The 25,019-nt window shown below is 61.0% G+C and carries 17 protein-coding genes; all 17 read right to left on the bottom strand.

Features of this window, described 5'->3' with window-relative positions:
- Positions 1–2 precede the first annotated feature (2 nt).
- Entirely contained in the window at positions 3–1,937 is a 1,935-nt protein-coding gene (locus BT183_RS03420) for a phage tail length tape measure family protein (RefSeq protein WP_072339034.1), read from the bottom strand.
- Complete coding sequence (locus BT183_RS03415) at positions 1,937–2,167, bottom strand: hypothetical protein (RefSeq protein WP_072339032.1); 231 nt, start codon at positions 2,165–2,167, stop codon at positions 1,937–1,939. The genes BT183_RS03420 and BT183_RS03415 overlap by 1 nt, the downstream gene beginning before the upstream one ends.
- Positions 2,154–2,309: a hypothetical protein gene (locus BT183_RS20675; RefSeq protein ID WP_177282379.1), complete on the bottom strand. Its 156-nt coding sequence runs from the start codon at positions 2,307–2,309 to the stop codon at positions 2,154–2,156. The genes BT183_RS03415 and BT183_RS20675 overlap by 14 nt, the downstream gene beginning before the upstream one ends.
- On the bottom strand, positions 2,309–3,124 hold the full coding sequence (locus tag BT183_RS03410; RefSeq protein ID WP_072339030.1) for an HK97 family phage prohead protease: 816 nt from the start codon (positions 3,122–3,124) through the stop codon (positions 2,309–2,311). Before BT183_RS03410 ends, BT183_RS20675 begins: the two co-directional genes overlap by 1 nt.
- Entirely contained in the window at positions 3,105–3,653 is a 549-nt protein-coding gene (locus BT183_RS03405; protein WP_072339028.1) for a hypothetical protein, read from the bottom strand. The genes BT183_RS03410 and BT183_RS03405 overlap by 20 nt, the downstream gene beginning before the upstream one ends.
- Before the next feature lie 59 nt (positions 3,654–3,712).
- The gene (locus BT183_RS03400; protein WP_072339026.1) at positions 3,713–4,186 is read right to left on the bottom strand and encodes a hypothetical protein; all 474 of its coding nucleotides are present in this window, start codon (positions 4,184–4,186) and stop codon (positions 3,713–3,715) included.
- A gap of 214 nt (positions 4,187–4,400) precedes the next feature.
- Positions 4,401–4,694, bottom strand: a complete 294-nt coding sequence (locus BT183_RS20670) for a DUF6074 family protein (RefSeq protein WP_177282375.1) — start codon at positions 4,692–4,694, stop codon at positions 4,401–4,403.
- Positions 4,675–5,337 (bottom strand): hypothetical protein, encoded by a 663-nt coding sequence (locus BT183_RS03390; RefSeq protein WP_072339022.1) that lies wholly within the window; start codon positions 5,335–5,337, stop codon positions 4,675–4,677. Before BT183_RS03390 ends, BT183_RS20670 begins: the two co-directional genes overlap by 20 nt.
- Positions 5,338–5,542: 205 nt before the next feature.
- Complete coding sequence (locus tag BT183_RS03380; protein ID WP_072339018.1) at positions 5,543–5,767, bottom strand: helix-turn-helix transcriptional regulator; 225 nt, start codon at positions 5,765–5,767, stop codon at positions 5,543–5,545.
- 125 nt (positions 5,768–5,892) lie between these two features.
- Positions 5,893–7,089 (bottom strand): tyrosine-type recombinase/integrase, encoded by a 1,197-nt coding sequence (locus BT183_RS03375; protein ID WP_072339016.1) that lies wholly within the window; start codon positions 7,087–7,089, stop codon positions 5,893–5,895.
- 977 nt (positions 7,090–8,066) lie between these two features.
- Complete coding sequence (locus BT183_RS03370; protein ID WP_143145644.1) at positions 8,067–9,380, bottom strand: hypothetical protein; 1,314 nt, start codon at positions 9,378–9,380, stop codon at positions 8,067–8,069.
- A 133-nt stretch (positions 9,381–9,513) separates the two neighbouring features.
- Positions 9,514–10,290, bottom strand: a complete 777-nt coding sequence (locus BT183_RS03365; protein ID WP_072339012.1) for an HNH endonuclease — start codon at positions 10,288–10,290, stop codon at positions 9,514–9,516.
- On the bottom strand, positions 10,287–12,269 hold the full coding sequence (locus BT183_RS03360; RefSeq protein ID WP_177282373.1) for a coiled-coil domain-containing protein: 1,983 nt from the start codon (positions 12,267–12,269) through the stop codon (positions 10,287–10,289). Before BT183_RS03360 ends, BT183_RS03365 begins: the two co-directional genes overlap by 4 nt.
- Positions 12,253–16,521 (bottom strand): Eco57I restriction-modification methylase domain-containing protein, encoded by a 4,269-nt coding sequence (locus BT183_RS03355; protein ID WP_210185437.1) that lies wholly within the window; start codon positions 16,519–16,521, stop codon positions 12,253–12,255. Before BT183_RS03355 ends, BT183_RS03360 begins: the two co-directional genes overlap by 17 nt.
- Complete coding sequence (locus BT183_RS20910) at positions 16,451–17,071, bottom strand: hypothetical protein (RefSeq protein WP_210185436.1); 621 nt, start codon at positions 17,069–17,071, stop codon at positions 16,451–16,453. Before BT183_RS20910 ends, BT183_RS03355 begins: the two co-directional genes overlap by 71 nt.
- Entirely contained in the window at positions 17,071–19,857 is a 2,787-nt protein-coding gene (locus BT183_RS03350; RefSeq protein WP_072339010.1) for a DEAD/DEAH box helicase, read from the bottom strand. Before BT183_RS03350 ends, BT183_RS20910 begins: the two co-directional genes overlap by 1 nt.
- Positions 19,857–25,004 (bottom strand): DEAD/DEAH box helicase, encoded by a 5,148-nt coding sequence (locus BT183_RS03345; RefSeq protein ID WP_072339008.1) that lies wholly within the window; start codon positions 25,002–25,004, stop codon positions 19,857–19,859. Before BT183_RS03345 ends, BT183_RS03350 begins: the two co-directional genes overlap by 1 nt.
- Positions 25,005–25,019 lie beyond the last annotated feature (15 nt).

Here is a 25,019-nt window from a genome sequence, read left to right as displayed (position 1 = left end):
CCCTATGCCACGCGGTTGCGCTGGCTCTGCGCCACGGCAGTCGGGGCCTGCCTGTTGATCATGCGTGGCGTCATCGTCTTCACGATCTCGACGGACTGCTGGGCTGCCTGGTCTAGCATGGATGCCTCGAGGCCGGGGCCGAGCGTGATAGTCAGCTTGCCGCCGCCACCCGCCGCTGCGGCGGCAGGAGCCGGCAGGTTCGGAACGATCATCCCGCTCTGGCCAGGCATCATAAGCTCCGGTCCTTTCTCGCCTACGACGTAGGCGCGGCCGGGGGTGACTGGTCCACCCTTAGCCCGGAAGCCACCGAAGATCGCCGAACCCCAGAGGCCCGACCCGAAGGCGCCACCGGTCACACCGCCCAGCCCACCGGTCAGGCCAGAGAACAGGCTGTTCAGTGCAAGGTCGATCCCGAGGTTCAGGATCTTATCGCCGATATTGCCCAGCGCATTGCCCAGAGCCGTCGTGGCGTCGGTGCCCTGCCGGATGTCGCTGATGAAGCTCTGCAGCGCCGACTTGCTGATGTCGGAGAACTGCCGAAGGGAATTGTTCAGCTGCTCGGTCGCGGCAAGCTCCGCCTGCTTGGCCGTCACCAGCTCAACGATCCGCTGCCGCTGCTCATCGGTCGCCGCAGCGCCCGCCTGCCGTAGGGCGTTGCTGATCTCCTTCTGCGTGTCACTGGCGCCAAGGGTGGCCAGCTCGAGCTCGAGCACTTGGATCAGCTCGAGCACCGCTTGCTGCTCTTTCAGCGCCTCCTGCGTAGCGCGGCCGGCATTCCGTCCATCGCTCGTCAGCTGGGCTCGGCGCTCTTCGGCAGCCAGGCGCTGCTGGGCCAGCGCCAGGGCCTGCTCCTCAGTCAGGAGGATGTCGGCCCGGCTGGCCTCGGCCTTGATGCGTCCGATCTCTGCTTCGAGGGCCAGCTGATCGCTGGTCAGGGCGTTGAGCCTCTCCTGCTCGGCGATGAAGCTCGCAGCCGTCGGCACGTTGCCCAGAGCCTCGGCGGTCTGAGTCTGCAACCGCTGGGCGGCTGCCGCCGCCTCGTCGAACTGGGCTCGCAGATTGCCAAGCACTGTCACCAGCCCCTGCACGATCGGCGTGCTGCCGGCCGTCGAGTTGGACAAGAGCTTGATGATCGCCTCGAGGTCAGCGCCGCTGGCCTTGCCCTCATCGGCCTTGCGCGCGAGATCGTCGAAAGCAGCCTGGAGCGTGTCGAGCTCCTGCGCATCCGCGCCCAGCTGTTGAAGGTCCACACGGGCTGCAACCAGCTCGGGCCGCAGGTCATCGCGAACCGTCGAGGCAATGGACTGGTAGATGCCGGCGACCGCGATATCGGTCGCCTGATTCAGGTCCTGAGTGCTCTTCGCCAGGTCCAGCTGCCGCACATATTCCTGAAGCGCGGGAACAGCGTCACCCCAGCGATCGGCCACCTGCCGGATCAGCTGCTCTTGTTCCTTCAGCTGCTCCTCTGAGGCCGCCCCGTCCTGGAGCAGCATCCCGAAGTATTGCACCGCCGCTCCGCCCAGGCCGATCAGCCCGATCGTCGCGAGCGACACGGGATTGAGCAGGGAGCCAAAGCCTGCGGCAAGACCGGCCAGGGTGCCCCTCAGCCCTTGGCCCGTGCCCAGAGCGGCGCTCAGTTGCGTTCCCTGCTGCAGTGCAATGAGAAAGGGGCTCTGACCGCCGGCCAGTTGCACGCCAACATCTTGAAGTTGCGCCGCAATATTGGACGTCTGGGCACCGATGGGGCGGAGCCCTGCGGCGCCGCGCTCGCCGATCCTTTGAAAGCTGGCCACGCTTGTGCCCGACATTCGCTCAAAGCGGCGTTCGATTTCCCTCGCCTTGGTATTGGTGACGCCCATGGCCTTGTTCATGGCGTTTTGATACTGGCGCAGGTCGGCGGATAGCTGGACAACCAGCCTTTCAACATCGGTCGCCATCAGTTTCCCTTTCGATCGAGGCGCGCGGCCGTCTGCCGCAAAAGTTCGGCGGTCTCTGCCGGGCCGCGTGTCACCAGCATCAGCGCCGCGCCGCGCGCGACAAGCGCTCGGCCGAACGGCCCGCTGTCGAAACCGCCAAAGGCCTGCGCCGTCTGGATCATGTCGATCGCGGCGAGAAACGGCCGCAGCTTCGGGTCCACGTCATCGTCGGCATCGTCAATCGGCGGCATAGGCTGGCTCCTCTTCGTCGTCGGCCGGCGCCTCATCGAGCTCGGCTGCCGGCGCCTGCCGCTCCTGCGGCTCGGGCTCGGCCGGCTTGTCCTGGCGCCTGGTGAGCCCCAGCCGGAGCGTGAGGCCCAGCCCCTGCACCATCAGATGCGAATGCCCTTGGCCTCGGCCATCTGTCTCAGCCGGGCGACAGCGTGGAAGCCCGAGGCGCCCATAATGGCAGTTCGTGGCAGCCTCAGAGCGTTCAAGAGCGCGAGGATCTCCCTCGCATACTCCCGGGTATGGCCGGGGCGGAAATTACGGTCCGCCCCGGCCTCACGCGCAACGGGCGGTACGGCCATGTGCCCGCCCTTCTTGGCTGACGATGGAGAGGCGCCGGCCGAGATGCGTGTTGCGACTGCCGCTGGGCCGATGCCCAGCCCGGCAATCATCGTTCGATTGCAAAGACCGGCTCGCCAGCGATTGGCGAGGTCGGTCAGATGCTGGGGCAGATGCCGCGGTTCGCGCTCCGCATGCCATATTCCAGTCCACTCGCCATAGGCCGGCCGGTTCACCGCGGAGATGTGCTCGATCGAGGCTGAGTTGATCATCCTGAATTTGCCGTCCGCATCCCAGGCCTCGCCGCCATACATCTCGCCGAAGCCGATCGAGACTCCGTCGGTCAAGTGATCCCGCACGCTGTTGATGAAGCCCTGCACGCCCGCGACGGGCTTCAAGTGCGCCTCGAATGCGAGGCCGAAATCGTCGGCCCAAACCGTCAGTGACCCGTCCTTGGTTCGGGCATATTCGGTAGTTTCGCCGAAGACATGCTCGGCGAACTGCAGGCCGATGTTGCGCGCTGTCGGCTTGAAAGCGCCGTGCGAAACGCTCTCCCGCAACCCGCCGATCGGCACTTCGCGACCGAAAGGAATGACATAGCCGCAGACGTGGAGCGGCTTCTCAAGCTGAGGTCTGGGCATCGTCGGCCAGTCCTTCGATCAGGGCATCGAGCAAGGGCAGCGAGGGCATGCCGCCTGCGCGGTTCGGCACGCTCATGCCGAGCTGGTTGGCTGCCGCATCGATCGCGGCGAGCTCGGCCTGAACTTCGCCGAGCACGTCCCGCGCCACCTGCAAGCGATCGACCAGCGGGCGATAGAGCGTCTTCACCTGACGATGAAAGGTCGGCTCGAACTTCTCCCGCTCCCGGCGCACCTCGGCCCGGGCCTTGGCGATGGGCTCGGCCAGTTCGTCCATCGCCGCCTTGGTGTCTGTCACCGCATTGCGCGTGGCGGGGGTGCTTTCCGCTATGTGGGCAGCAATCGCAGCGCGATGCGCATCCCAGAGCTCGGTATGGCGCGCGCGCAACTCGGAGAGCGCCGCGCTCTTGCTGGTGAGCCCAGCCGGCACCGTCGACGCCAAGGCCTCGGCGATAGCTGCGGATCGATCACCCGGGATGGATGCCGCAATTGCAGCGGCGGATTTTGTGCTGGCGAAGTTGAGAATGCTCATCGGTTCCTCTCGTCTGAGAGGCACCATGGCCCGGATCAGTGGGGCGTATCTCTACTCATTTACGCCCCACTCGTTCGCTTCGCGACGTCGGCGCCGCGCTGATGATTCTCCCGAAGAAGGCGCCGGATCCGATCCGTGCCTGGCCATGGGGCCCAGCCGAGGGCCGGCGCCAAACGCTCCCTCAGTTCCGCCCGATCGGCCGGTGCCAGTGACATGGCGGGGCTCTCGGCTCTGGGGGTGCCACCGCGCTCGAGGGCATCGCCCATGTCGCCGATGATCTCCGCCAGTTGCCGCTGCGAGAGACTTGGCCAGCCCATAGCGAGCCAGTCGGCCGCGGCCACGATGGCACCATCCCGCAGAGCGCTAGGCAGCCGGGCAGGCAGCGGGCGCGGCAGGGCATCGATCACCGCCGCGGCCGCTTTAGCGTCCCCGCGGCACAGCAGCTCACGCAGCCGGTGCCGGCGGGCCTGATCATCCGGCGCGCGATAGACGCGGCGGGCTCCGGCGCCATACTTTCGGGCGGCTGCTACCATCGATCAGCATGTCCTGGTAGCGGCAGGGAGAATGCAGGCAGCTTGCCCGCTGCCTGCATCGATGTAGCCAGCAGGCTTGGCACTGGCTGCGGCCGCCTCGCGGCCGGCCAGTGCCCCGCGCAATCCGGATTCCCGATTCCGAAAAATAAAATGCGCGAGTGTAGGGGCCGCGCGGGTCCGCCGGTCGGGGGCGCCAGAGATCGAGGCCACCCCGTCACCCCTCGCGCCGATCCGCGCCCGGTGCCATCAACCGATCGCACAAGGCGACGAACCTGTTGAGTTCGGCATTGATCTGGTCGGGGGTGGCACCGTGACGGGTCAGCTCGTCAGTCAGCGCTGCCACATGCCGGTCCCATGCTGCATCCTTGCCGGCCTCGGTGGTGCGCTTGCCGATGTCTCTGGCAACCTGTCGAGCCCGCCCAAGGCGGGCGCCACAGGGGAATGGAATAACCGTCCTCGGTGTCACCCAATCGAGAAGGGACAATTGCTCAGGGCCGCGACGACGCATGGGATACCCTTTCCGTTGACCGTTTTTCGTGGAGTTTGCCGGGCCGTGACCGTTTTTCGTGGAGTTGTGTTTCTTCTATAGACTCTCCAGCACCACGAATTCCGGTCATCCGCTTGCGGCGCCGATAGGTGGATTCTGAAATATTCAATGCCTCCCAAGGCTTTGTCGCTGCCATGGACTGGCTTCGTGGCGTCGCGCCCTGCTGGGCGCGGCGACGTGCCTCGCTCTCCCTCTTCAGTCGCTTGGCCCGTGCCACCTTGTTCTCATCCTTGGCATCGAGCCAGCGCATGCGGCGGTCGCCGATCGCGGTGCGCTCCGCTTGCGTCAGACCCACGTCACTGCCGATCTGCTCGGCTGAAATCTTGATGATCGAGGCCGACACTTCGTCTGTTGCCCGCAAGATCATTCCGAAGCTCATATCGACGCCAACCATCAGCCCAATCTGTTCGGCGCGACGCATCACGGTGGTGGTCGTCATGGCCTCACCGTCGAGCAGGCGCGACACATAGGCCGCGGCTCGGGCCCAGCCGCTGGCATACCCAACGGAGCCCATCAGTTTCCGCCGCAGCGCCACCAGCAGCCGCAGGCTCTTGCGCAACGACAAGCCCTGCGCCTCATTGCTCGGGAACAGAACCGGCTTCATCCGTGGATCTCGCGCAGAGCCACCTGTCGGGCTCGGTCGTGCTCGAGCAGGGCCGATCGAGCGTCGGTCAGCGTCATCCGTACGCCCAGAAAGACCCCATCGCCGTCAGAGCAGAGAAAGCCTCGCCCAGGATCAAGCTTGATGGAGCCAATCGGGCGAGTGCCGACTGTCATTCTCTCGGCATCGAATTGCCGCTGGCGCCGCTTCATGCGGCCTGCTCGCGATCGGCCGGCTTGCTCTTGCCGCGCTGTTTCGCGCGGGCCTCGATCCACCGGGCAACATCGGCCGCGAGAAATGCGAACCTTTTTTCGCCGAGCGGGACCGGCTCAGGAAACTGGCCTGCGCGGCGGAAATTATTGATGGCCGTCCTGCTCAACGTCGTGACGCGGCAGACTTCGTTCATCGAAATGAGGGTGGGGAATGCGTCCATTTGCGCTGTCCTTGCTCGTGCCTGTTTCCAGCACTTGCAATAAAGATAACGATGCGCAACCGGGCAAAGTGAAAGGAACTAAAAAAGAACACTTGGAGGCTGCGAGTACGCCTCGGAGTCCGCTTTCACTTTTCAACAGTGTTTGGTCTTGACACATACTTTGCCCAAGCGGTCAGAAGCTTACGCCTTTTGTCGATAGCGTCCCCCCGCCGATATGCTCTTTCTGTCAAGGTGCCAGTAATGTGAGCAAGTGCTTGTTCCGCTATCTCACTGGGAAAGTTCGTCTTCTCTGCTGCCCAGTCCCGGAACGATGATCGGAAGCCGTGCGTGGTGACGTCCCGCTCCATCGATTTGAGGACTTTTGCGAGCGACATATTCGACAGTGGCCGACCGGCCTTCATGCCCGCAAAGACGTAGTCGCCGCGCCTATGCTCATCGGCCCAGGCAAGAACCGCCAGCGCCTCGTCGGTCAGCGGCACGCGGTGCTCTCGATGGCTCTTCATTCTGCCGGCGGGGATCACCCACAGCCCGTTCGCCAGGTCGAATTCGCTCCACACTGCCCCAAGCGTCTCGCCAGTCCGCGCAGCGGTCAGGATCCTGAATTCCAGCGCTTTGGCACCAGTGCCCTTCTGTTGCTTCAGCTCGGCCATGAAACTCGGCAGGTCGGCATATGCCATCGCAGCATGATGACCGCGCGCCATCGGCTGCGCTGGCTTCGGCAGATGCACCTCGACGTTGCCCTTCCATCGCGCAGGATTGTCACCGTCGCGCCTGCCTTTGGCTCGGGCGAAATCCAGCACTTTCTCGATCCGCCCGCGCAGCCGCGAGGCGGTTTCGTGCTTGAGAAGCCAGTGCGGCTGCAGAACGGCTATAACGTCCTCGGTCGTCACGTTGGCCACCGGGATCTTGCGCAGCCGCTCGCAGTAGGAATCGGAAAGCGTCATTCGCCATTGATCCTGGTGCTTCGCGTTTCGGAACGTGTCGCCCTTGGCCTTAAGCAGCGCATCAGCCGCTTGGCCGAAGGTCTTGATCTCCGTGCGCTTCTGCCTCTCAGCCATGTCGGCGAAAGGATCGCCACCGGCGCCCAGGATGCGCCTCGCCTCGGTCGCCTTCTCCCGAGCCAATGCAAGGGTCACCTGCCCCGTTCCCGAGCCGTAGGGACCCAGCCCCATCTCGCGCCGCTTGCCTTGCCTGATGAAGATGAAAACCCAGCTCTTGCGGCCTGCGGCAGAGACGCGCAGATATAGACCGTCCCCATCACCGAGCAGACCGGGCTTGGACGTGGCCCGCACCTGACTATCGCGCAGCTTATCCTTGGCCATCCCTAACGCCGTTCCTAATGGGAGAGGTTGTCAACAATGCCTGAACTGGCACCAGTGGCAACCGGAGATAGGGAAAACTCCCAGAAATCGGCCTGTTGTTGCCAACACTGCCGACAAAAACAGAAAAAGGGCTGACTTCCTCTCCGCCATTGCTCCCCTCTGATGCTTTAGCGGCTACGTTTTCGGCACGTGGTTGGCAGTGTCGCTGGCGGCGGTCTCGTTGTTGGAGAAGCGGCCAGGCTCGATACGAGATCGAGCCTCACTGGACACTCCGGTGTGCGAAGCTGGAATAAGTGCTTTGGCTTGGCGCGCGTAAATTGTGTCCGCTACGCCGGTCAAAAGCTGCTTTTCGCTTGCCTCATGGGCCAGCAGGCGGCGCGTCGTGATGGGGCGACCATTTCGCCAGCATCATCGCAGGAGACGGCGCGGCGGGATTGGGATGGCTGGCAGGTATCCCATCCACGCGAGCCGACACCGACACGGGCGACTGCTTCCAGCGCACGTCGTCGGCTCGCTGTCGCGCGCTCCAGCGGTGACGGTCGGAATCAGGGCGCCGGACTAGACGTGATCGACGTGCGACAGCCGGGCGATCGCCGTACTCATGGCCGACAATCGAGCGTGCGGTAGTTGCGCGGCACCCGCCTGCTGCCGCGGCCCAAGTTCACAGATCCAGCTTTGCCTTCGGCTAGATGCCGGTCATTCCCACTCGATTGTTCTAAACCCAGTTAGGCCATTGATCTAGCTTGGTTTTTTCTTGCCTTCGACGCCGAAAGCCGACCCGCGGACCGTCAAAATCTTACGGTATTGATTTTAAAGGGAAAATCGCACGAAATTTTTTTGTGCGATTTCGATATCTATCGATATCTATCGCCTCTCAAGACCTATTTTCGACGGCGCAGACGAGTCTCGCTGAGAACCAAGAAAGTACCGTCACGAACTCATAGCACAGTGGGCTATGCGACGCGACCCGATGCGCATCATCCGAGCGCCATCCCTTCATCGGGCGACCAGACAACCACATCGCGCGGCCGCCCTCGGAACGGCTCTCCCAGAAGGGCCAAGCCGTCGCGGAAAAGCGCATACTGGTAAGGCTCGTCTGCGTCGGCCCGAGCAATGCGATCTTCCGCGGAGAGCGAAAAGCCTGTTGGTTCGAGGGTCGGAAGCCTCATCGTTGTCGGCAGCCCGACCGCTCGGTTGCGGATCGCATTGCTGAGTGCGTTCAAGAATTCGCTTCCAGCTTTCTCCTCGATCGCGAACCAGCCGAAGTCGAAGCCAGGGTGACCCGATACCGACAAATGCGCGCGCCGAGCAAGCCGCCACCACTCTGGATGATCGAAGAAATCCTCGATCCACCACGGAGAGCCGCCCGGCCGCAAAAAACACCGAGGCGCAGCCAAATAGGCTCGTCCGGCATAGCCTAGTCGAAGAAACGGAACGTCATGTCGCTCGGGAGCTGGGGAGTCTGGCAAGCGGATCCAGTCGATCCAATTCGTTACCTCCGGCGCCCCCATCAAGAGAAAGTTCGAGCGATGGGTCGCAAGAGCCATCGGCGCCGGCGTGCCTTCGGGGATCGCGCCTCTCTGCGGGTCACCTGGCGATGGAGGTCGTTTTCGTGGCTTCGAGATCCGCGTCTCCGATACGGCCAGGAAGCTCCCCGCTACCGTGGGCTTCGCGCCGAATGCAATCGAATAGCCGTGGATGACCTTACCGAACGGCGAAGGCTTCGCGACAAAGGGCTTTACCTGTTTGACGTACTTTCTCTTCGCCGCATTCGCTATCTTGGCAGCGCTCGCATCCTTGGCGAACGAACCGTGCGCCTCGGCGAGCACAACACCATGGCCGGACGCGTTGCCACCTTCGTAAATGAAATCCGCATGAGGATCGAGCGACGACGAGAGGCACGCTGCGTTTGCTCGCCATGCGTAGCCGAGAGCATCCATATAGAGGTGGGCAATGCCGGCGCCGACCTTGGCCGCAAACTGCGACCCGGCGGTATCCGCGAGGAATTTGAAATGAGATTCGAGCGCAAAGGCCGATCCATCTTGGAGCAAAGTCTCCAGTTCAATCAGTGCGCTTTGCTGCAATCCGTCGAGTAGGACAACGGGTGCATCATCCCAAGTCGTCGCCGTCCTCGCGATGGCGGCGGCCAAGGCAATCGAGTTGAAAGACAAGGCCGACTGCGCCGCGGGCGCCGCAAAATACGGTGAAACCGGGCTTGGTACGTGGCCGTGCTTGGTATGCTTGGTCAAAGCAATCAGCTTGGTCGACGTCCCCAGTCCGGCTGTCGACACAGGCCCGCTCATTCCTTGAACTCAGCAGGCTGCGTGGCGGTGCCGGCATGGTTCAGCGGGGGCTCCAGCGCTGTCAGCAGATCTTCGAAGTCCAACCCAACCCCCTCGTGCAGGCTCGGAGCGCCTGCCACCATCAATTCCGGATCCAAACGTGGTTACGATGATGGGCAAGGTAAGGCCGATGCTCATCGCGCAACTGCAGCCTCGGCGCTTTATCTAAGGACAAGGCGTGAAGCGCAGCATCCTCCAAACGAGCAGAAGTCAAAACCAAACCGTCGTCATCAAATGCCACCAGCCCCGCATCGAATGCGGAGTCCCACAGAGCGGACAGTAGAAGTCCGTTATGCACGTCGAGGCGCTGTGCGTCGGTCGTGCAATCCGACCATGGGATCATGTGCGAGGCCCTCAGCAGCGCAGGACTCGAAATTCCACTCATCGGGCAGGTTCCGTTCCAGTATTCCATCAGGGCATCGCGAAAGATATTTTGTCCGATCCTAAATTTTTGTGCGCGTTCGCCTTCAGTCTCGCCGATCCCCGAGACAGCGTTTTCGTATTTCTCAAGGGGAAAGTTGGGCAGGCTAACCGACAGGCGGTACACAGCTTGGACCCCGGCATGCAACTCATCACGCGTAGCAAATATGAAGGCACTTGCGTGACCTTTGGCGCAAGGTGCTGCGGGTTGGGCGTCCAGCGCTCGCGCCACTCCCGGCAGCATCAGAGACAGAAAGAATGGACCGGTGCCGTTTGCGGCGGCCAGTCCGATCTCCCCTGGCGCACTGGCCGACCGGAAAAAGATCCATCCACCAGCCTCTTCAGGGCCAATACGGTATCCATGCTCGTTCGCGGCATCGCGCAGCTCAGAAAGAAGGCCGAAGGGATAAGCCGGAAGACGCCCTTCGGTGCTGCTCATAGGTCGACCCCGAGCAAGCGCTGTGCGGGCGGATCGCCATGCAATTTCAGCTGCAGGTACGGACGTCCCCTGAACTCAGTTGGAGGTGCCGTGGTTGTGGTTACGATGTACTGAAACAGTGGTTTTCCACCGACGCGCTCCAAATCCTGAACGATATCGAAGAGCCGTCCATAAATTGACAAGCCAAGATCGGCCTCACGTGGGCTGTCGTGAAGCAGGAATGACGGCACACGTGTCGCGCCTTCGATGCTCACGCACATCGCAGCAAGGTCGAAAGCCAGAACCTTGAGAGAGTCGATCGCGGCTGTCCTCCGGTCGCCGCCCATGTCTACCGATAGATCAAGCCCGTTCCCGCTAAGGGTGATCCGGCCCTTTGCATCGTGGCCGACCAACCGTCGGACGATCGGGTCGAACTTCTCGCTCATGCGTCCGAAAACCCTGGCCTGTTTGTCACGAAAGGCGCCCAGCCTTTCTCTCTCGGTTTCTAGTTTTGTGCCCAATTCGCGCAGACGCTTGATACCTGCCTCTTGCGCATCGAAGAGTTCGGCAAGGCGTTCGACATCGTCCTGGAGCCTGCGGGCGGTGTACCAAGTGGACTCTCGGGCATCCCTGGTCTTCTCGATGTTCGTGACGTTATCAACGGATCGATCGAAATGCTGCTTGGCCAGAGCAATCTGGGGCAAGAGCTTCGTATGCTCTTGCCTCAGATCTTCAACTCGCTTCGCTTGGGAGTCGTGATCAGCCTGTCGTTGATTCCAACGCTGCCGGCAGGCGTCGGCATCAGGAATTCTGTGCGAGAGCTTGCAGCCCTCTGCCAGGGCGCGGTCGATGGGGACTTCACATATCGGGCATATCGGGCTTTCAGCTTCGACTTTCGAATAGGAAAGCCCCGGCAATTCCCCGCGTATCATCGCCAATGTACGTTCTTCAGCGGGGATTAGCGCCCCGATGCGGATACGTTCGCCTTCGAGGCGCGCCCATTCATTTCTCGCGGCCTCTCGTTGCTCGCGTGCTGCGGCGAGCTCAGCATCGCCACCAGTCGGAATCTTACTTGCCGACGCCAAGCGCGTGCTGGCGGACCTACGCATGAGGTCGATCAGCAATGGCATCTCTGGAAGCGACTGCCCCTCAAGGCCTAGCCCCATAACGAGCCGTGTTTGTGTGCGTTCGATTTCCCACCGGCGATGGCCAATCTCTTGATCCAGGACTCGGCGCTCCTCGCTGAGGCTATTCACTTCACCACGCGTGGCCTGTTCCTCAGGCGTGATCGCCATCAGAAACGAACGGAGCGCCTCAAGCCTTGGTCCCTTCTCCTGTCCGCTCGCGGGCATCGGTGAATCGGAGTCCGAGGCCGGCGACCGCCAGTCAAGGACATCGTCAAATCGACACTCTTGGTCCCGCGTGAGCCAGGCGAGCGCGATCGGCCAAATATGCCCGTTCGCTTGCGGGCGAACCAATTGCGCCAGCGCGGTGGTGATGATTTGCTGATCGATCGCCTCGACGAACGGCTCCATTCCCGTTGAAGCGCCCTCACCAGCGGCGATCTCGTCGAGATTTCCGCCCGGTACAGCCATATGCCGCCGACGCGCGCCAAGTGGGCGAAGGATCGCCCAGCAGATTCCGTCTAGCATGATCTCGGCACCCACGATGCCGTTCAGGAATGCAGTGCCGATCCGATCACGCTGAGGCTCGGTGGCGAAGCGATCCTCGCCAAGGCAATAGCGGATAAGCCGGCAGAAAAGCGTTTTGCCGCTACCATGCCCGACGGCATTTGTTTGACCTACCGAGGCGGCATCATCTGCTCCATCAGGTGACCAGACGATGTTCAGGCCGGGGCGAAGCTCGATGTCCCGCACCTTCTCCCCACCAGGCTCCTTCCATATGACAAGTCGTCGAACCCAAAGCCGCGGCCCTTCGAACCCTTCAGTGGGGCTTACCGTCAGAAGCTGCGGGTCGAGAAGGTCAGGCTGCTGCGGCATTGATCACCCACTGCTGTATGTCAGCGGGCAGCGAATCCACCGCCGCGTCTAGGTTGATGTTCTCGAGAGCACCGAACACGAAGCCTGCGCGACCGTCAGGCCATCCGGAAGTGTCGATGGCGTCCAAACCGGGGCCAGACGCCCATGTTCCACGCTGGACATCCTCCACCAATCGTCCGTTGCCGCGGTGGTTTCGAAGTGCGGCGCCCCACGCTGCGTTGTTCCTTGCGACGAATGTCGCGACATTGCTGGCAAGAGGATCGGCCTCTGCCCCTACCAGGCGACTCCACTCGGCCGCTTTGGTAGCGGGCAAGAGCGGAGTAAGTAGGCGCGGCTCGATGGCCAAAGCGGCAACGAGACGTACATCACGGATCGGCTTAGGACCGTCCATTGTCTTAAGAATTGCAGCCAACACGGCGCCAACGTCGCCCGGCTGCGGTTGCGCCGTTCGAGCCCAGGCGTTGTCGGATAAGGCATCTACAAGCAGCTTTGCACGAGATGTTCGAAGCTCGATCGGATTCGCCACTAAATGCGCGTTAGACAGCCGATCGTAGGCGCCAAGCACGAGACGCTGAGTACGAAATTCGTTAAAGCGACGTTCTTCATTGGCTTTGAGCACACGAAAAGTCTCTGAGGGATAATCTCTGCCCTTCACGTCGCCTGGATCGAGCACATACCTCAGTTCGTCTCGAGAAAGGCCGTATTTAAGCGCATAGAAAGCATCGAGCTCTGCTCGCAAGTCCATGCGGCGATCTTCGTGCCAACCAAACGCCGGTCCATCATACCCAAGATCCTCTGCCCAAGGACGCATCGCATGACTTGTATACGAGAGTTCCAATACCCGTTCAGCTACAAAGTCTACGTCCTGGGATGAGAACGACGAGGGCGGAAGGACTGGAAACTGCTGAACGAAGTAGAAGCTCAGATTAGTCCCACCGACTTTCTGCCTTGCGGCGAAGTCCGCTGTTAAGGACGAGGCGTTGGCCAACAATACAGCGGCTGCCTTCGGATCGGCGACAACCGTGTTCCATAGAAAGATACTATCGCCTACGCCGACCTTGGGCAGGACACTCGGTATCCACGTTCTCTCGTCCGCAGTCCTGGCATTTCTGCGCCACCCCATGAGCCAGCGTGGCTGCTTGCGAGTAAGTAGCGCAGCGGCAAGAGCGAGCGGATCACGCGAACCGTGACTCAAGAACTCGATATCTTCGGCAGTCAGCGGCGTCTCTCGCTGCATCTCCCTTCCGATCCCAATGGTTTTTATTTCCATTGAGAAGCGATCGGCAGAGCTTCCTAAAATTGATCGCCAACTGTGGTGACCCAATATCCGCGCTAGCTCGGGCTCCTGGAGTCTCTCCCCACTCGCGGCCCAGTATCCCACCAACCATTCGGTAAGGCTCTTGAGGATCCGATCCGCATTACCCTCCCGAAAGCCTCGTTTGAGGCTCGCAGGAACCCGGGCCAGACCAACCCTCACATGCTCCTCTGGTACCCAATAACGTGGCGTGGTCTCGAAGTTTGGATTCTGCTTCTCAGCTGGCGTACAATCCCGGGCCCCCTCCTCGTCATCAACCGATCCGCCGGCATAGGTCGCCCAGCGGTGATCGAAAAGATGAGTCATCTTAGCTTCGTAGAGCGGAACACGACGTTCGCTTGGAGGGTCGCCACGGCGAATCCAATCCACTCCGTCGCGAATCCAACCTTCAGCTTCCAAGGCCTGCGCCGTCGCAAATAGATGCGAGTCGTTGGACATGTGGAATAGCGTTTGGAACGTGATCCCCCATGGGTTCGCATCGCCGCCACTCTCTTCACTCCGTTGTTCGACTAGCACCGGCGCTCGAACATAAAGCTTTGCCGTTATGTCTGCATCCGCACGCGACCGAAATACAGGTGCCGTCCTTGTGTTCGGATTTATACGCGCGATCTGACTTGAGGTGAGTTTGAAACTCCGTCGAGGATCATCGATATCTTCAATATTCTCAATATCAAAGCAAAAGTCGGCTGCTCCCCCAGCCTCACCGATCATCAAGATACAGAACGCCTTCCGATCGTCAGTACCTTTGAACCAGCGCCGGATTTCGTAGAAGCTCAGAAGTTTCATCAAGCGTGATCGCTCGATAAGCTCACCAAAGAAGGCCGAAGTCGAGAGATCAGTCGCAATGCCCGTGGGCACTATGACGCCCGCGAATCCGCGTGCGTTGGTCAATTGAAAGAAAAGCTCAGCAAATAACGCATAAGTGTTGACATCGCCTCTCCCCGTGAGGGGATACCTGCCGGCCGTCCGAACAAACTCGCTGCTTGCCTCCGCGGTACGCTTGGCAAACTGAAACTCGGCCCAGAGTTGGCCGTCAGGCGAATCTGGTTCGGCCTTCTCCAACTTCTTGATGAGCTTTTCACGTTCAGCCTTATTGCGAGCACCAGCGATGTCTGGTGAACGGGCTGCAAAGAACTCTTGCTCCTGTAGCTTTATGCGCTCCCAGGGCGGATTACCGATAACTACGTCAAACCCACGGCGGCCAGGGTCTGGGGCATTGAAAATTCTTGGAAACTCGATGTGCCAGTGAAACGCTCGCACCACATCAGAGGTCTTCCTCGCGCCATCCACCAGATGCTGCGGCACGTTTCGGCCTCCGGCCGCATTCCACACGTGTCCGGTGATTGGCAGATCATCGAAACTCGACGCAGCTGAGGATTTGCGAGCAAAGTAAGCAGCGGTATAAAGATAAGCAGCCACATAAAGATCGCTCGCCGACTTCAGCCGCTGCCAGTCAAGCGATGCGCGCAGCTCGTCAAATCCACGACTTTTCGCTTCTACCTGCCTCAAATCGTCTTCCGGCAAAGCGTGAAGTTTTTGGTCGGCGCGGGACAAGCTTTCCGGAGGCCGCAGTTCGGACAGCAAGCCGGTCGCGCCTTTGCCATCTCGCTGTTGCTTATTGTACCGTCCGTATGCTCTGGCGATTTCCTTATCATCGCCCGTGAGTGGCTTGTATGCCTCGTCAGGAACCCCTCTCTTCAACATCTCGATGTCAAAGACGCCGATGAGGCTATCTCCACAGCGGATATTACTGTCGAGGAAAGTAAGCGGCTTACCGGGCTCTACGCTTTCGATCCACATGGCAACCTTGGCCAACTCCACGGCCATTGGATTTCGATCCACCCCGTGGATGCAGTGGCTAGCGACATCGCGCATGGCTGCTGGATAATCTGGCGCTTCGCTGCTCCGCAGGAGCGCAACACGGCTTGCCATTCTGCGTGCCGCCCCAAGAAGAAAATGGCCGGAACCGCATGCTGGATCGATCACGGAAAGAGAGAGGATCGCCTCTGCACCGCCTTCGGCCTCGGCGCGTTCGAGAGCCGGATTGAGCACGCCATCAAGTAATGTCTGAACCAGGCCATCTGGTGTGTAATAGCTACCGCTCGTCTTTCGTGCGTTTCCGCGGGCCTCTGCACCGCCTACAAAGGAAAAACGACGACCGTTGTCTTCCCGGGTAGGCACCAGTTCAAGAAGACCCTCATAAACCGATCCCAACTCTTCCGTCGCCATATCACGCCAGTTGATGCGGAGGCGCCGGCCGTCTTCAACCAGCCAGCTCAGCTGGAAAATCGCGCGCAGAAATGCTCGATTTGGCAGCTTCAAATTATCTAGGTCGGATGTTCGCCCTTGAGCAAAAAGCGCCCCGAGCGGCGGCAAGCCCAAGAGTTGCTCCCCCTGCTGCAATCCTCTGAAGACGATCTTGGCTGCTTCCCACGCGTCATGGTGATGGTCGTGCGGCGATCGCCGAGTAGAACGTTCCCTCATGTGATTGAAGCTGTAGGCAGAGGTGTAGAGATCTCGTGACGAGACCGATGCGTCGGGCGCATGTAGCAGATCACGATCCTCCGCCACAGCGAGAAAGATCAGTCTATATACAATCCGCAAAAGCTGTTCGAACCAGCCGTGGATGTCGAGAACACCATCATCCAATTTGCTGCGTAGCTCAGGGTTGGCATCGAGAAAGCCTTGTCCAAGGGCTAGCAACGCCTCCTCAACATTCTCTCTGAGCCTCTCACGCGCGGCGGTGCCTGCTTTAAGTCCGCTTTCACGCCACCTCTCTAATGCGCAGTCTACGGAAGAAGCCCCCTCGGCTCCAAAACGCGTTGCATGGATGAGCAGCCACGTTGCGGTGAAATCCGAGAACATCTCATCGCGGAAAATCGCGCCCAGGTCCGCTTCGATATAGGTTGGGCGGGTGAAGCTGGCGTTGTCCCGCATGAGGCGGAGGCGGTCGCCAGCAAAAAACCAGACCCCATAAGAACTCGGAGTTCGCGTTGAGCCAGTCTTGGAGCAACACGCTCGGCGAACGCCTCGGGATCGTGCCGCCATGATCGTCGCCAAGGTGCGAAAGCGATTTGGTGAACGCATCTGCTTCAGAGAGAGGTGCGGCCACGACGATGGGCACCCTGCCGCCCTTTGCCTCAAGGGTGATACTATAAGTATGACCATCCTGCTGATGAACATTCGGGCCGTGTAGGCCTTCAAACCCGAAGGCCTCCTCAAGCAGGCTCTTAACAAAGGCGGTAGTCTGAACCTCGGTCGGCGCCGCTAATCTGGCATATGCCTGCCAATGCGCTTGGCCGATCCTGAAATAGCGCGTGATCTCGTCACGCAGGTTCGTTCCTTTGGGGCAGCCATATTCCGCGGCTGCTTTCTGGTCTGGAGCGGTGGCGGCGATCGCCGCAACCTGATCGGGAGAGATCAATCCTCCCTCGATCGAGACGGCAGTGAGCCCGATATTGGCAGCGCGCTTGAGATGGCGGGCCATCACTCGCCCTCCGGAAGGAGGACATAAAGACCTATGACGTCCGCTGGCAAAACAGGAACGACCTCAACCGTCGCTCCGCCGCGCGCGGCTTCCGTCAGCCGAAGATGGTCGGCAGAAAGCGCCGCTCCGCGTTCGGCGGCGAAGGCCTCTATCGCCGATTGATAGCTGACCAGTCGTTCGTGAGCTCTCTGGAGCTGACGCGCAGCGGCGAGTTCATCGAGATTTCCGGCCGCCTCCGCCTCGAGAAGCTCCAGGGCGGAATGCCCTTCGACAATCGGCACCGGAGTCAATCCGCCGAACGCGATCCCCGTCGCTTCCTCGGCCAGCAACAGGCGGTTTGTGCGACCGCTGGTGATAAGCTTGAAACGAAGGCGCAACAGCATCAGTGTTGTCATCTGGGCGACAGCGCGGGTGCGCCAGGCGCCGCATCGGCCAAGGGGACGGAATGCTGCCCCTTCCGGATCTAGCGACCCCTCCGCCAAGCTTTCTGCCAAACTTGCAACCAGGGGGTGGATACGCCCGAGATGTGTCACGCCCGGCGCCGGATCATCCTCAAAGCCGACCCTTCGCGTCCCACGTAGACCACGCGCTTCCAAGCGTTCCTTGATAGCGTCAGGCATCGCATCCAGATGCACTAGATGATGTTGATCGGCCTTCTGCAGTGGTGCACCGGCGCGCTTCAAAGCACGTTCCGTGAAGCGCGCAACTTCGGTCGGGCCGCCGTTCAGCGCACGCATCTGCCGCCACTCCGGCAGCACGTCGTCGGGTTTCAGCGCACCTTGCGCATAGCGCGCACGGCTTGCTTTCGCGTTTTCCTCCGCGTCGCGCCATTTGCTATCGAGGCGCTCGCTGGAAAGGCCGAAATCGAAAGCCAACTGCTCTCGGTGTCCGCCAGCGCGAAGCATGAGTGCTTGCATGAGCGCGGAGGTCACGCCTTCGCTGTCTTCGGGCATCGGCACCGAAATGCCTGTCGCCTTACGAATAGCGTCCGCTTTTCGCAGGATGACCTGCAGGACTGCGCCATCGATCGCACTGTTGTCGCCGAAGATCGTCACCGAGCGGACGACCGGCGAACGCTGACCAAATCGGTCGACGCGCCCCTCGCGCTGCTGATGTCGGGTCGGATTCCAGCTAAGATCGTAATGAACGACGGCATCGAACAGCGCTTGCAGATTGATCCCCTCGGACAGGCAGTCGGTCGCGACGAGGATTCGACTCTCGGAATCCTCGAGCTGATCTATGCGAGTTCGTCGCTCTTCAGGCGGCAGGCGTCCTGTCACGACTGTCACGTCAGCCTTTGGCCAAGCGCGCTTGATCTCCTCGCCCAGCGCCTCCGCCGTTGCGATGAACCGACAGAAGACGACCGGTTTGGCTCCTTCCTGAAGTAACCCTTTTAGAACCTTCAGCAGCCGCGCCATCTTGGGATCCTCGCCACGGCGGCGATCAAGGGACTCTGCAATCGCGATCAGCTCGGCGAGTTCACCGCGCTCTTCGGCGCTGGCGCTAGCCGTGCCAGGCTCCACATCGCCTTGGTCGAGCAGGCCTTCATCTTCGTCGAACACGACGGGCTGCATCGCCTCTTCATCCGCCACCCCGGCCATGCGCTTGCGCAGCGCGTTTGTGGCGGCTGCCGGCGAGGAGCCGATGCACCGCATGAGCGCGAGCGTCCCCCAGAAAGCAAGCCGTCGGCTGCGCTGGTCGGCGCCGGCGCGCTGGGTAACAGCCAGGCAGTAGTCCAGGGCACGATCATGGAACGCGCTAAATTCGCCGCTGAGACTGAAGGGCTCATCCTTCACCTGGTGAACAGGGAAGGTTCGCTTTTCGTGCCAGCCGGACTCCGTGATGTCGGGTCGGCGCCGCTGGACATAATGCTGGGCAAGGCGGCGAGCATATCGCGTGCGCGCATTCTCATCGCCTTGAGGCCCTCCCGCGAAGTCCGGGCTAATGAGGCTTAGCAGACGATCGAACGCCGCTTCATCACCGCTGTGCGGTGTGGCCGTCAGCAGCAGCATGTGACGCTCCTCGTCGGAGGCCAGGCGTTCGAGAAGCTCGAAACGCTGATGCCTGCCGCGGTCCCCGCCGATGCAGGCGTGTGCTTCATCAACGATCACAAGGGAGGGGCACGCCCGGGCAAATTCGTCGCGGCGGCTGTCGGCCTTGATATAGTCGAGGCTAACGACAGTGTGCGGATAGGCCTCAAAAAGGCTTTGAGCCGCGGGAAGCCCCCGCTCCAAGCTGCGCGCCCTAGCCGAGGTGACGGCCACGGCGTCAATGTCGAACTTCTCTGCAAGCTCACTCACCCATTGCTCGACGAGATGAGGCGGACACAGCACGGAGAAGCGGTCGATCAGACCACGGTCGAGCATCTCGCGGACGATCAATCCCGCCTCGATCGTCTTGCCGATCCCCACATCGTCGGCGATCAGCAACCGCACCACCGGCAGCTTCAAGGCCATCATCAGTGGCACGAGCTGATAGGCACGCGGCTCCACGCCGAGATGCGCGGCGCTTCGAAACGGGCCGGCACCTCGGCGAAGCGACAGACGCAGCGCATCTGCTAGCAACCGCGCACCGTCCTGGGTGTCTCGCCGGTCGGGTGTTGGTGGAGCAAATCGCGCAGGCCTGACGGGATTGACTTCAAGCGCGAGCGCAATCCGTTGCGCATCCGCCTCCGAGCCCGATAATGGCCGCACATTGAGGATGTCGTCATCCGGAGACGGAAGGACGACCCATTCGCGTCCCCGCGCCTCGACAAGATCCCCCGGGGAAAATCTAACTGCTTCCACTATGCCGCCCCCAGTAATTCAATCAATTCCCTCGGCGCGGCTTCGCCAGGCACCTCGGGAAGCTCGACGACATCCACCCCCAAGTCGGCGCATGCCGTAACAAGCCCGTCCGGTACACGACCTGACACCGCGAGCACCTGAAAGCTTGGCCAATAAAGCTCGTATAAGGTGCCGTCGACCTTGCGCGGGGATGGTGCTGGCAATCCCCACCGGCCTATCGCACCAAGCCAGCCCCTTTCGGCCTCCACCGGCTCTGCCTGCACGACCTCAGGCTCTGCAAGCTGGCAGAGAAAGGCTGTGACCTCCGCGTCGCGACGATCGATCAGATTATGGTCGGGCTGATTGAAGTAGGAGAGCAGGCAGCGGTAACAGCCAGCGACGCACGCATCCGACCGCTCCTTGAGACCAGTCCCATCCGGCGCGAAATCATAGTGCATGAGATCTAGCGCCTGACGGGCGATCTCCGCCGTTCGCCGCGGATCGGAGACAAGGCGATTCAGAACACCCGCTCCCCCCTCGGTCGCCTCGTAAAGCAGGATTGCCTTGCGATCCTCGCGCGCAGGCAACGGCTCGCCCAAGAGTTCGCCTTCTTCAAGCTCGGCAACAATCTGGATGCCTCGCAGAAGAGCGTGCTGCAGGGTTGCCATCTGCCGCTCGTCAAAATTTGCAAGCGGCCGCACCAGAAGCGCGTTCTTATGGTCCTCGACGATCGGTACGATGCGCTGCGACTTCGGGATCGTAACGTCCATATCATCATCATCCCCGCCGTTGAGCGTATCCTTTACCCATCGGCCTGACGTCGGATCGATGCAGAACCCGTTTATCGACTTGGACTTCCGACGGCGAAGTCCCTTGTTGACGCGCGATAGCTTCGCGCGCGCGCCATAATCGAGAAGCAGCAACGGCCCTTTTTCCGAGCGCAAGGTGAGCGTGCGGATATCGGGAACGCCCTTTTCGAATTGCCACTGGAAAACGGTCTGGATCTCGAAGCCGCGCCTTTGCCGGTCTTCATCATTCGCCGTGATCCGAGACGACGGCGCCGTTTCGACATTGTCGATTCGATAGACATTGTCGAGCCGATCCACACCGGCCAACGACGCGCCGCACGCATGGCATCGCTCGAGCTTGTCATCGGTGTGAGCCGCTCCGCACTCGCCGCACAGGATAAGGCTGGTGGTTGCCAGTTTACCGTCGTCGAGGCGACCGTGCGCCGGCAGCTTCGCACGAACAACCCGATAGGCGCGCCCCTCGTGATAAATCAGGCTGTTGGGACCGAACTCGGAAATGGCGAGAAAACGCGGCCTTTGCAGGACGGCCGCACGCTTGGTCGCAGGGATGAAAGCGTAGAGCGGGAGACGCGGGAAGTTGTATCCTGGCAGAAATCCTTCGGTCGCCAGATAGCGATAAGTATAAAAATCGGAGCCGTTCGAAGCTTGTCCGCGCTCTAGCATGTCAAGTTCTTCAGTCGCCCGGAAATGACGGCGCGCAGCCTCTTTTCGTTCACCCGGTTTGAAGGACGTCTTCTGCTGGATTTGATGCGCCTCATCCTGCTCGCGACGTGCGCTTCGGTAGAGCTCCCGCCACCGGCTGAAGCTGCTTGCGAAATTCTGCGCGGCTTCCCGGTTGGTTTCATCGACGAAGGCATCGATATCGGCCAGCCACGGAGCGTCGGCCAACTCGACCGCACTAACAGTCTGATCAAGAAGGCGGCGCATCGTCGGCTTTGCGGCTCCGCTTGCGGCAAGCTTTTCGAACGCCGCCTGGATTGGATCGGAGATCGGCATCTCCGGTGTTGCCATGTTCAAGTTTTCAGGGATGGCTGGCTTCAGCGGCACCACGGCAGCCGCCAGCCATTCGGCATGGAGGTGGCTCCGCAGCAGATCTCGATTGGCAAGATCGAGGGCTGGCGGCTTCACCACGCCCGCGACAAGCCCCTGCCGATTATTGAAGTAATATTGGTCGTGGGGGGACTGCGCAGCGCAATAGGTAACGACCAGCGCTGCTTGACCACTGCGGCCAGCACGGCCGGCTCGCTGCACGTAATTTGCCGGTGTTGGCGGTGCGTTCCGGAGAAATACGGCGTTCAGCGCGCTGATATCGACACCGAGCTCCATCGTGGGAGAGCAGAACAGCGCCGGGAGGAAACTCGCGGGTTCGCCTTCCTGGCGCATTTCGTCCCGATTCTGGGCGATCCTTTCGATATCTGACTTCCCGAACCGAAATCGATCTTCGCGCCAAGCACGAACTTTTTGATCGACTTGCGCAGTGTGCTCCCGAGCCTCGAAGGCGAAGGGCAAGTTACCTTCCTGCCCAAGCATCTCGGCGACATCCTCGTAGAGCGCACGGAAAAATGGATTTTCGCGTTTCCCGTCGGCCCTCTTGATGGCTGGAAAGAGGCGCAAGGCGGTCGACGACAGGCGCCACGCAGGAGCGTCTCCGCCGGTGACCACCCGCCGGACGACCTGGTGGTTTTCGGCCGCACGCAGGAGCGTGGCGATCACATCGTCATACTCTTTGACTGGAAGCGGCTCCCCCCACAGATCCTTGCTGCGCAGGGCCTTACCCAACGCCGTCCGCCAGCCGGCTCGCACAATCAGAACATCTTCCGCCGCGCTGATCTCCGCCTTGCTCGGCGGATCAATCATCAGGAACCCGGCCTGCCGCAGTTCCTGTTCTTCGTTTTGATCGATCAGCCAGGGATCGCGCAGGTGATTTCTGGACGTCTCGGCGACCTGCAATATTCGCTGGCGATCCAACGCTTCGGTGGCAATCGCAAGGCCGCGACGCATATAGTCGAAAAGCAGCGTGAAGAGCCGGGCCCGCAGTTGGGGCGTGCTGGCCGCCAGTCGCGGATTGTCGGAAAACTCCTCGTCATCGCTTGCGAGTTCACTCAGTCCCGGAAACCGCACCTCCACGAGGCCGGCTTCTTCGAGATTGGGATTTGTGAAGCGCCAGCCCTTCCGAAGATCCGCCCATACGCGATGTGCCAAGATCGACGTCAGCACTTCCTCGGCGGCCTGCCGGTTGTGGAATCCCTTTACGCGCGGATCGGCCATCCAATCGGATAGCCGCTCAGATTCCTCCAGATCGAAGCCAAGCGCCGTGCGAACAGCCTCCCCGAATCGAACGTCCGCCAAGCCCTTCTGACCCGCGTCCCGCACGGCACGTAAGATACCGCCACGGAGCAAGCTGACGAAAATGAAGTCATTGAAGTGCCCAGCCTGCAGGGCCGCATCCTGCCGATTGTCTGTGAATCCCAGAAGCTTGCGGGTGCTTTCCTCAAGCGTTCCGTCGGCCTCCATCCAAGCCAGGATGGTCGAGACGATGAGCGTCGTCGCCGAACTGCGGCCTTCAGCCGACAGGCCCGCCAGCTTGTTGATGTCGCGTGCCTGTTGAGGTGGCTGATGGCGGCAATGGGGGCAGAAGCGATATTTGCCGCTGAAGAACCAGGCTGGCACCCCATCATCGCCGAGCGACCCATCAGGCTTCACAAAAAGGAGTTGCCCCTCATGCTTGCCGCGGTGCCCTCCTTTAAGGCGTTCCTGGCCTGCCGGCGTGGTTTCCTGCCAATCGTCCGGATAGTCAGCGACAGCGCCGCCGAACTGAAAGTCGGCATTGACCGCGGGAATTAGGAAGCCGGTTCGCGAACCGTCTGGTTCTGGGTCTTCACTCGCCGGCTCGTCGATGGCCCGCGCAAGAACCCGGATACCATCGAGCGCATTCTCAATGCGCACGCTATGGTGTTCTTGGCCACATTCTCGGCAAAAGAAGACCGGATATAAACGCGCATTCGGATCGGAGGGGTGGAAGACCTGCCCTTCCAACACGACACGCCGACCGCTGGCAGATTCGATCGTTGCGTAGGCATGCCCCGCGCCGGAAATAAAGCGATGAAGCTTAAACGCCAGAAATGCACGATCGCTGATGCCGCCGCGAAGATCTTCGCGACGCCCCATCAAAGACAGCATTCCGGCAAGAGCGCTCCTGCATTCCCCAGAGGGAATGTTCGTCTGAGCTGCCAGTTTGGAGGTCGCGTCGCTCAACGTCATGGGTGGGCGACGCCGCAATTTTTCGCCTTCAGCGAGTCCAATTTCAGTCTCGATCCAGCAGGCAAGCGGATTGCTGTACAGCTCCTTATCCGTGAGCGTAGCCGGGATAGGCGCTCGGATTGCACCCACGAGGGATACTCCGAGGCTGGTGCTTTTGATGTTGGGGTCCGTGGCCCGCGCGAGGTTCTCGTCAATGATCGAGGCTGAACTCAGTTCTTCGCCAAAAATGAGCTTGCCGACACGAGCAACGGCACTTGCTCGCTCGATCTCATCCTGCGCGCTCGACATCGTCGCTGACGTACCGATGCAAAGCAGCTTGCCCTCTTTGACGAGGCGGTCTTTGACGCGACGCACCAGCATCGCGACGTCCGCGCCCTGGCGGCCGCGATATGTGTGCAGTTCGTCCAGGACCAGGAAATCCAAGCCGTGCGCATTGGCGATGACGGCACGATCGAGCTCGTCCTGACGCGTCATGAGCAATTCGAGCATCATGAAGTTCGTGAGCAAAATGTCGGGTTTGGCCTTGGCGATGGCTTGTCGATCCGCATCGCTCTCTTGGCCTGTATAGCGGCCAAAGGTCGGGCGTAACTCCTCTTCGACCCCTGAGCCGCCGATGAACTTTTCGAGCTCCTCAAGTTGGCTGTTGGCCAACGCGTTCATGGGATAGATGATGATCGCGCGCGTCCGCTGCGCCTCGCCTGCGCGCCGTGCGCGCAGGACTGCATCGACGATCGGCACGAAAAAGCAGAGCGATTTTCCGGACCCCGTACCGGTTGTGACGATGAAACTCTCACCATTGCGCGCTTTCGCGACAGCACGCTCCTGGTGGCGGTGAAGCTTGATCGGCGCCCGATCCGAACCGCTGGCGAATATCTTGCTGAGGGCCGGATCCAACACGCCTTGAGCGACAAGCTGTTTGACAGAATGACCGGCCTCGAAATGCGGATTGATGGTAATGAGCGGCTCCGGCCAAAAACGCTGCTCGTTATATGCAGCATCAACCTGAGCACGGATTTCCGGCGCATGAATCTCCGAAAAGGAGCGCGCGAACGATTCGTATCGCTCTATCAACGCCTGATCGAGATCGAATATATCCACGACGCCCCCTCTTCA

It is taken from the genome of Devosia enhydra (assembly GCF_900119845.1).
GTDB lineage: Bacteria > Pseudomonadota > Alphaproteobacteria > Rhizobiales > Devosiaceae > FPKU01.
Note: the sequence above shows the minus strand (reverse complement) of the source record. Positions and strands in the feature narration are given on the sequence as shown.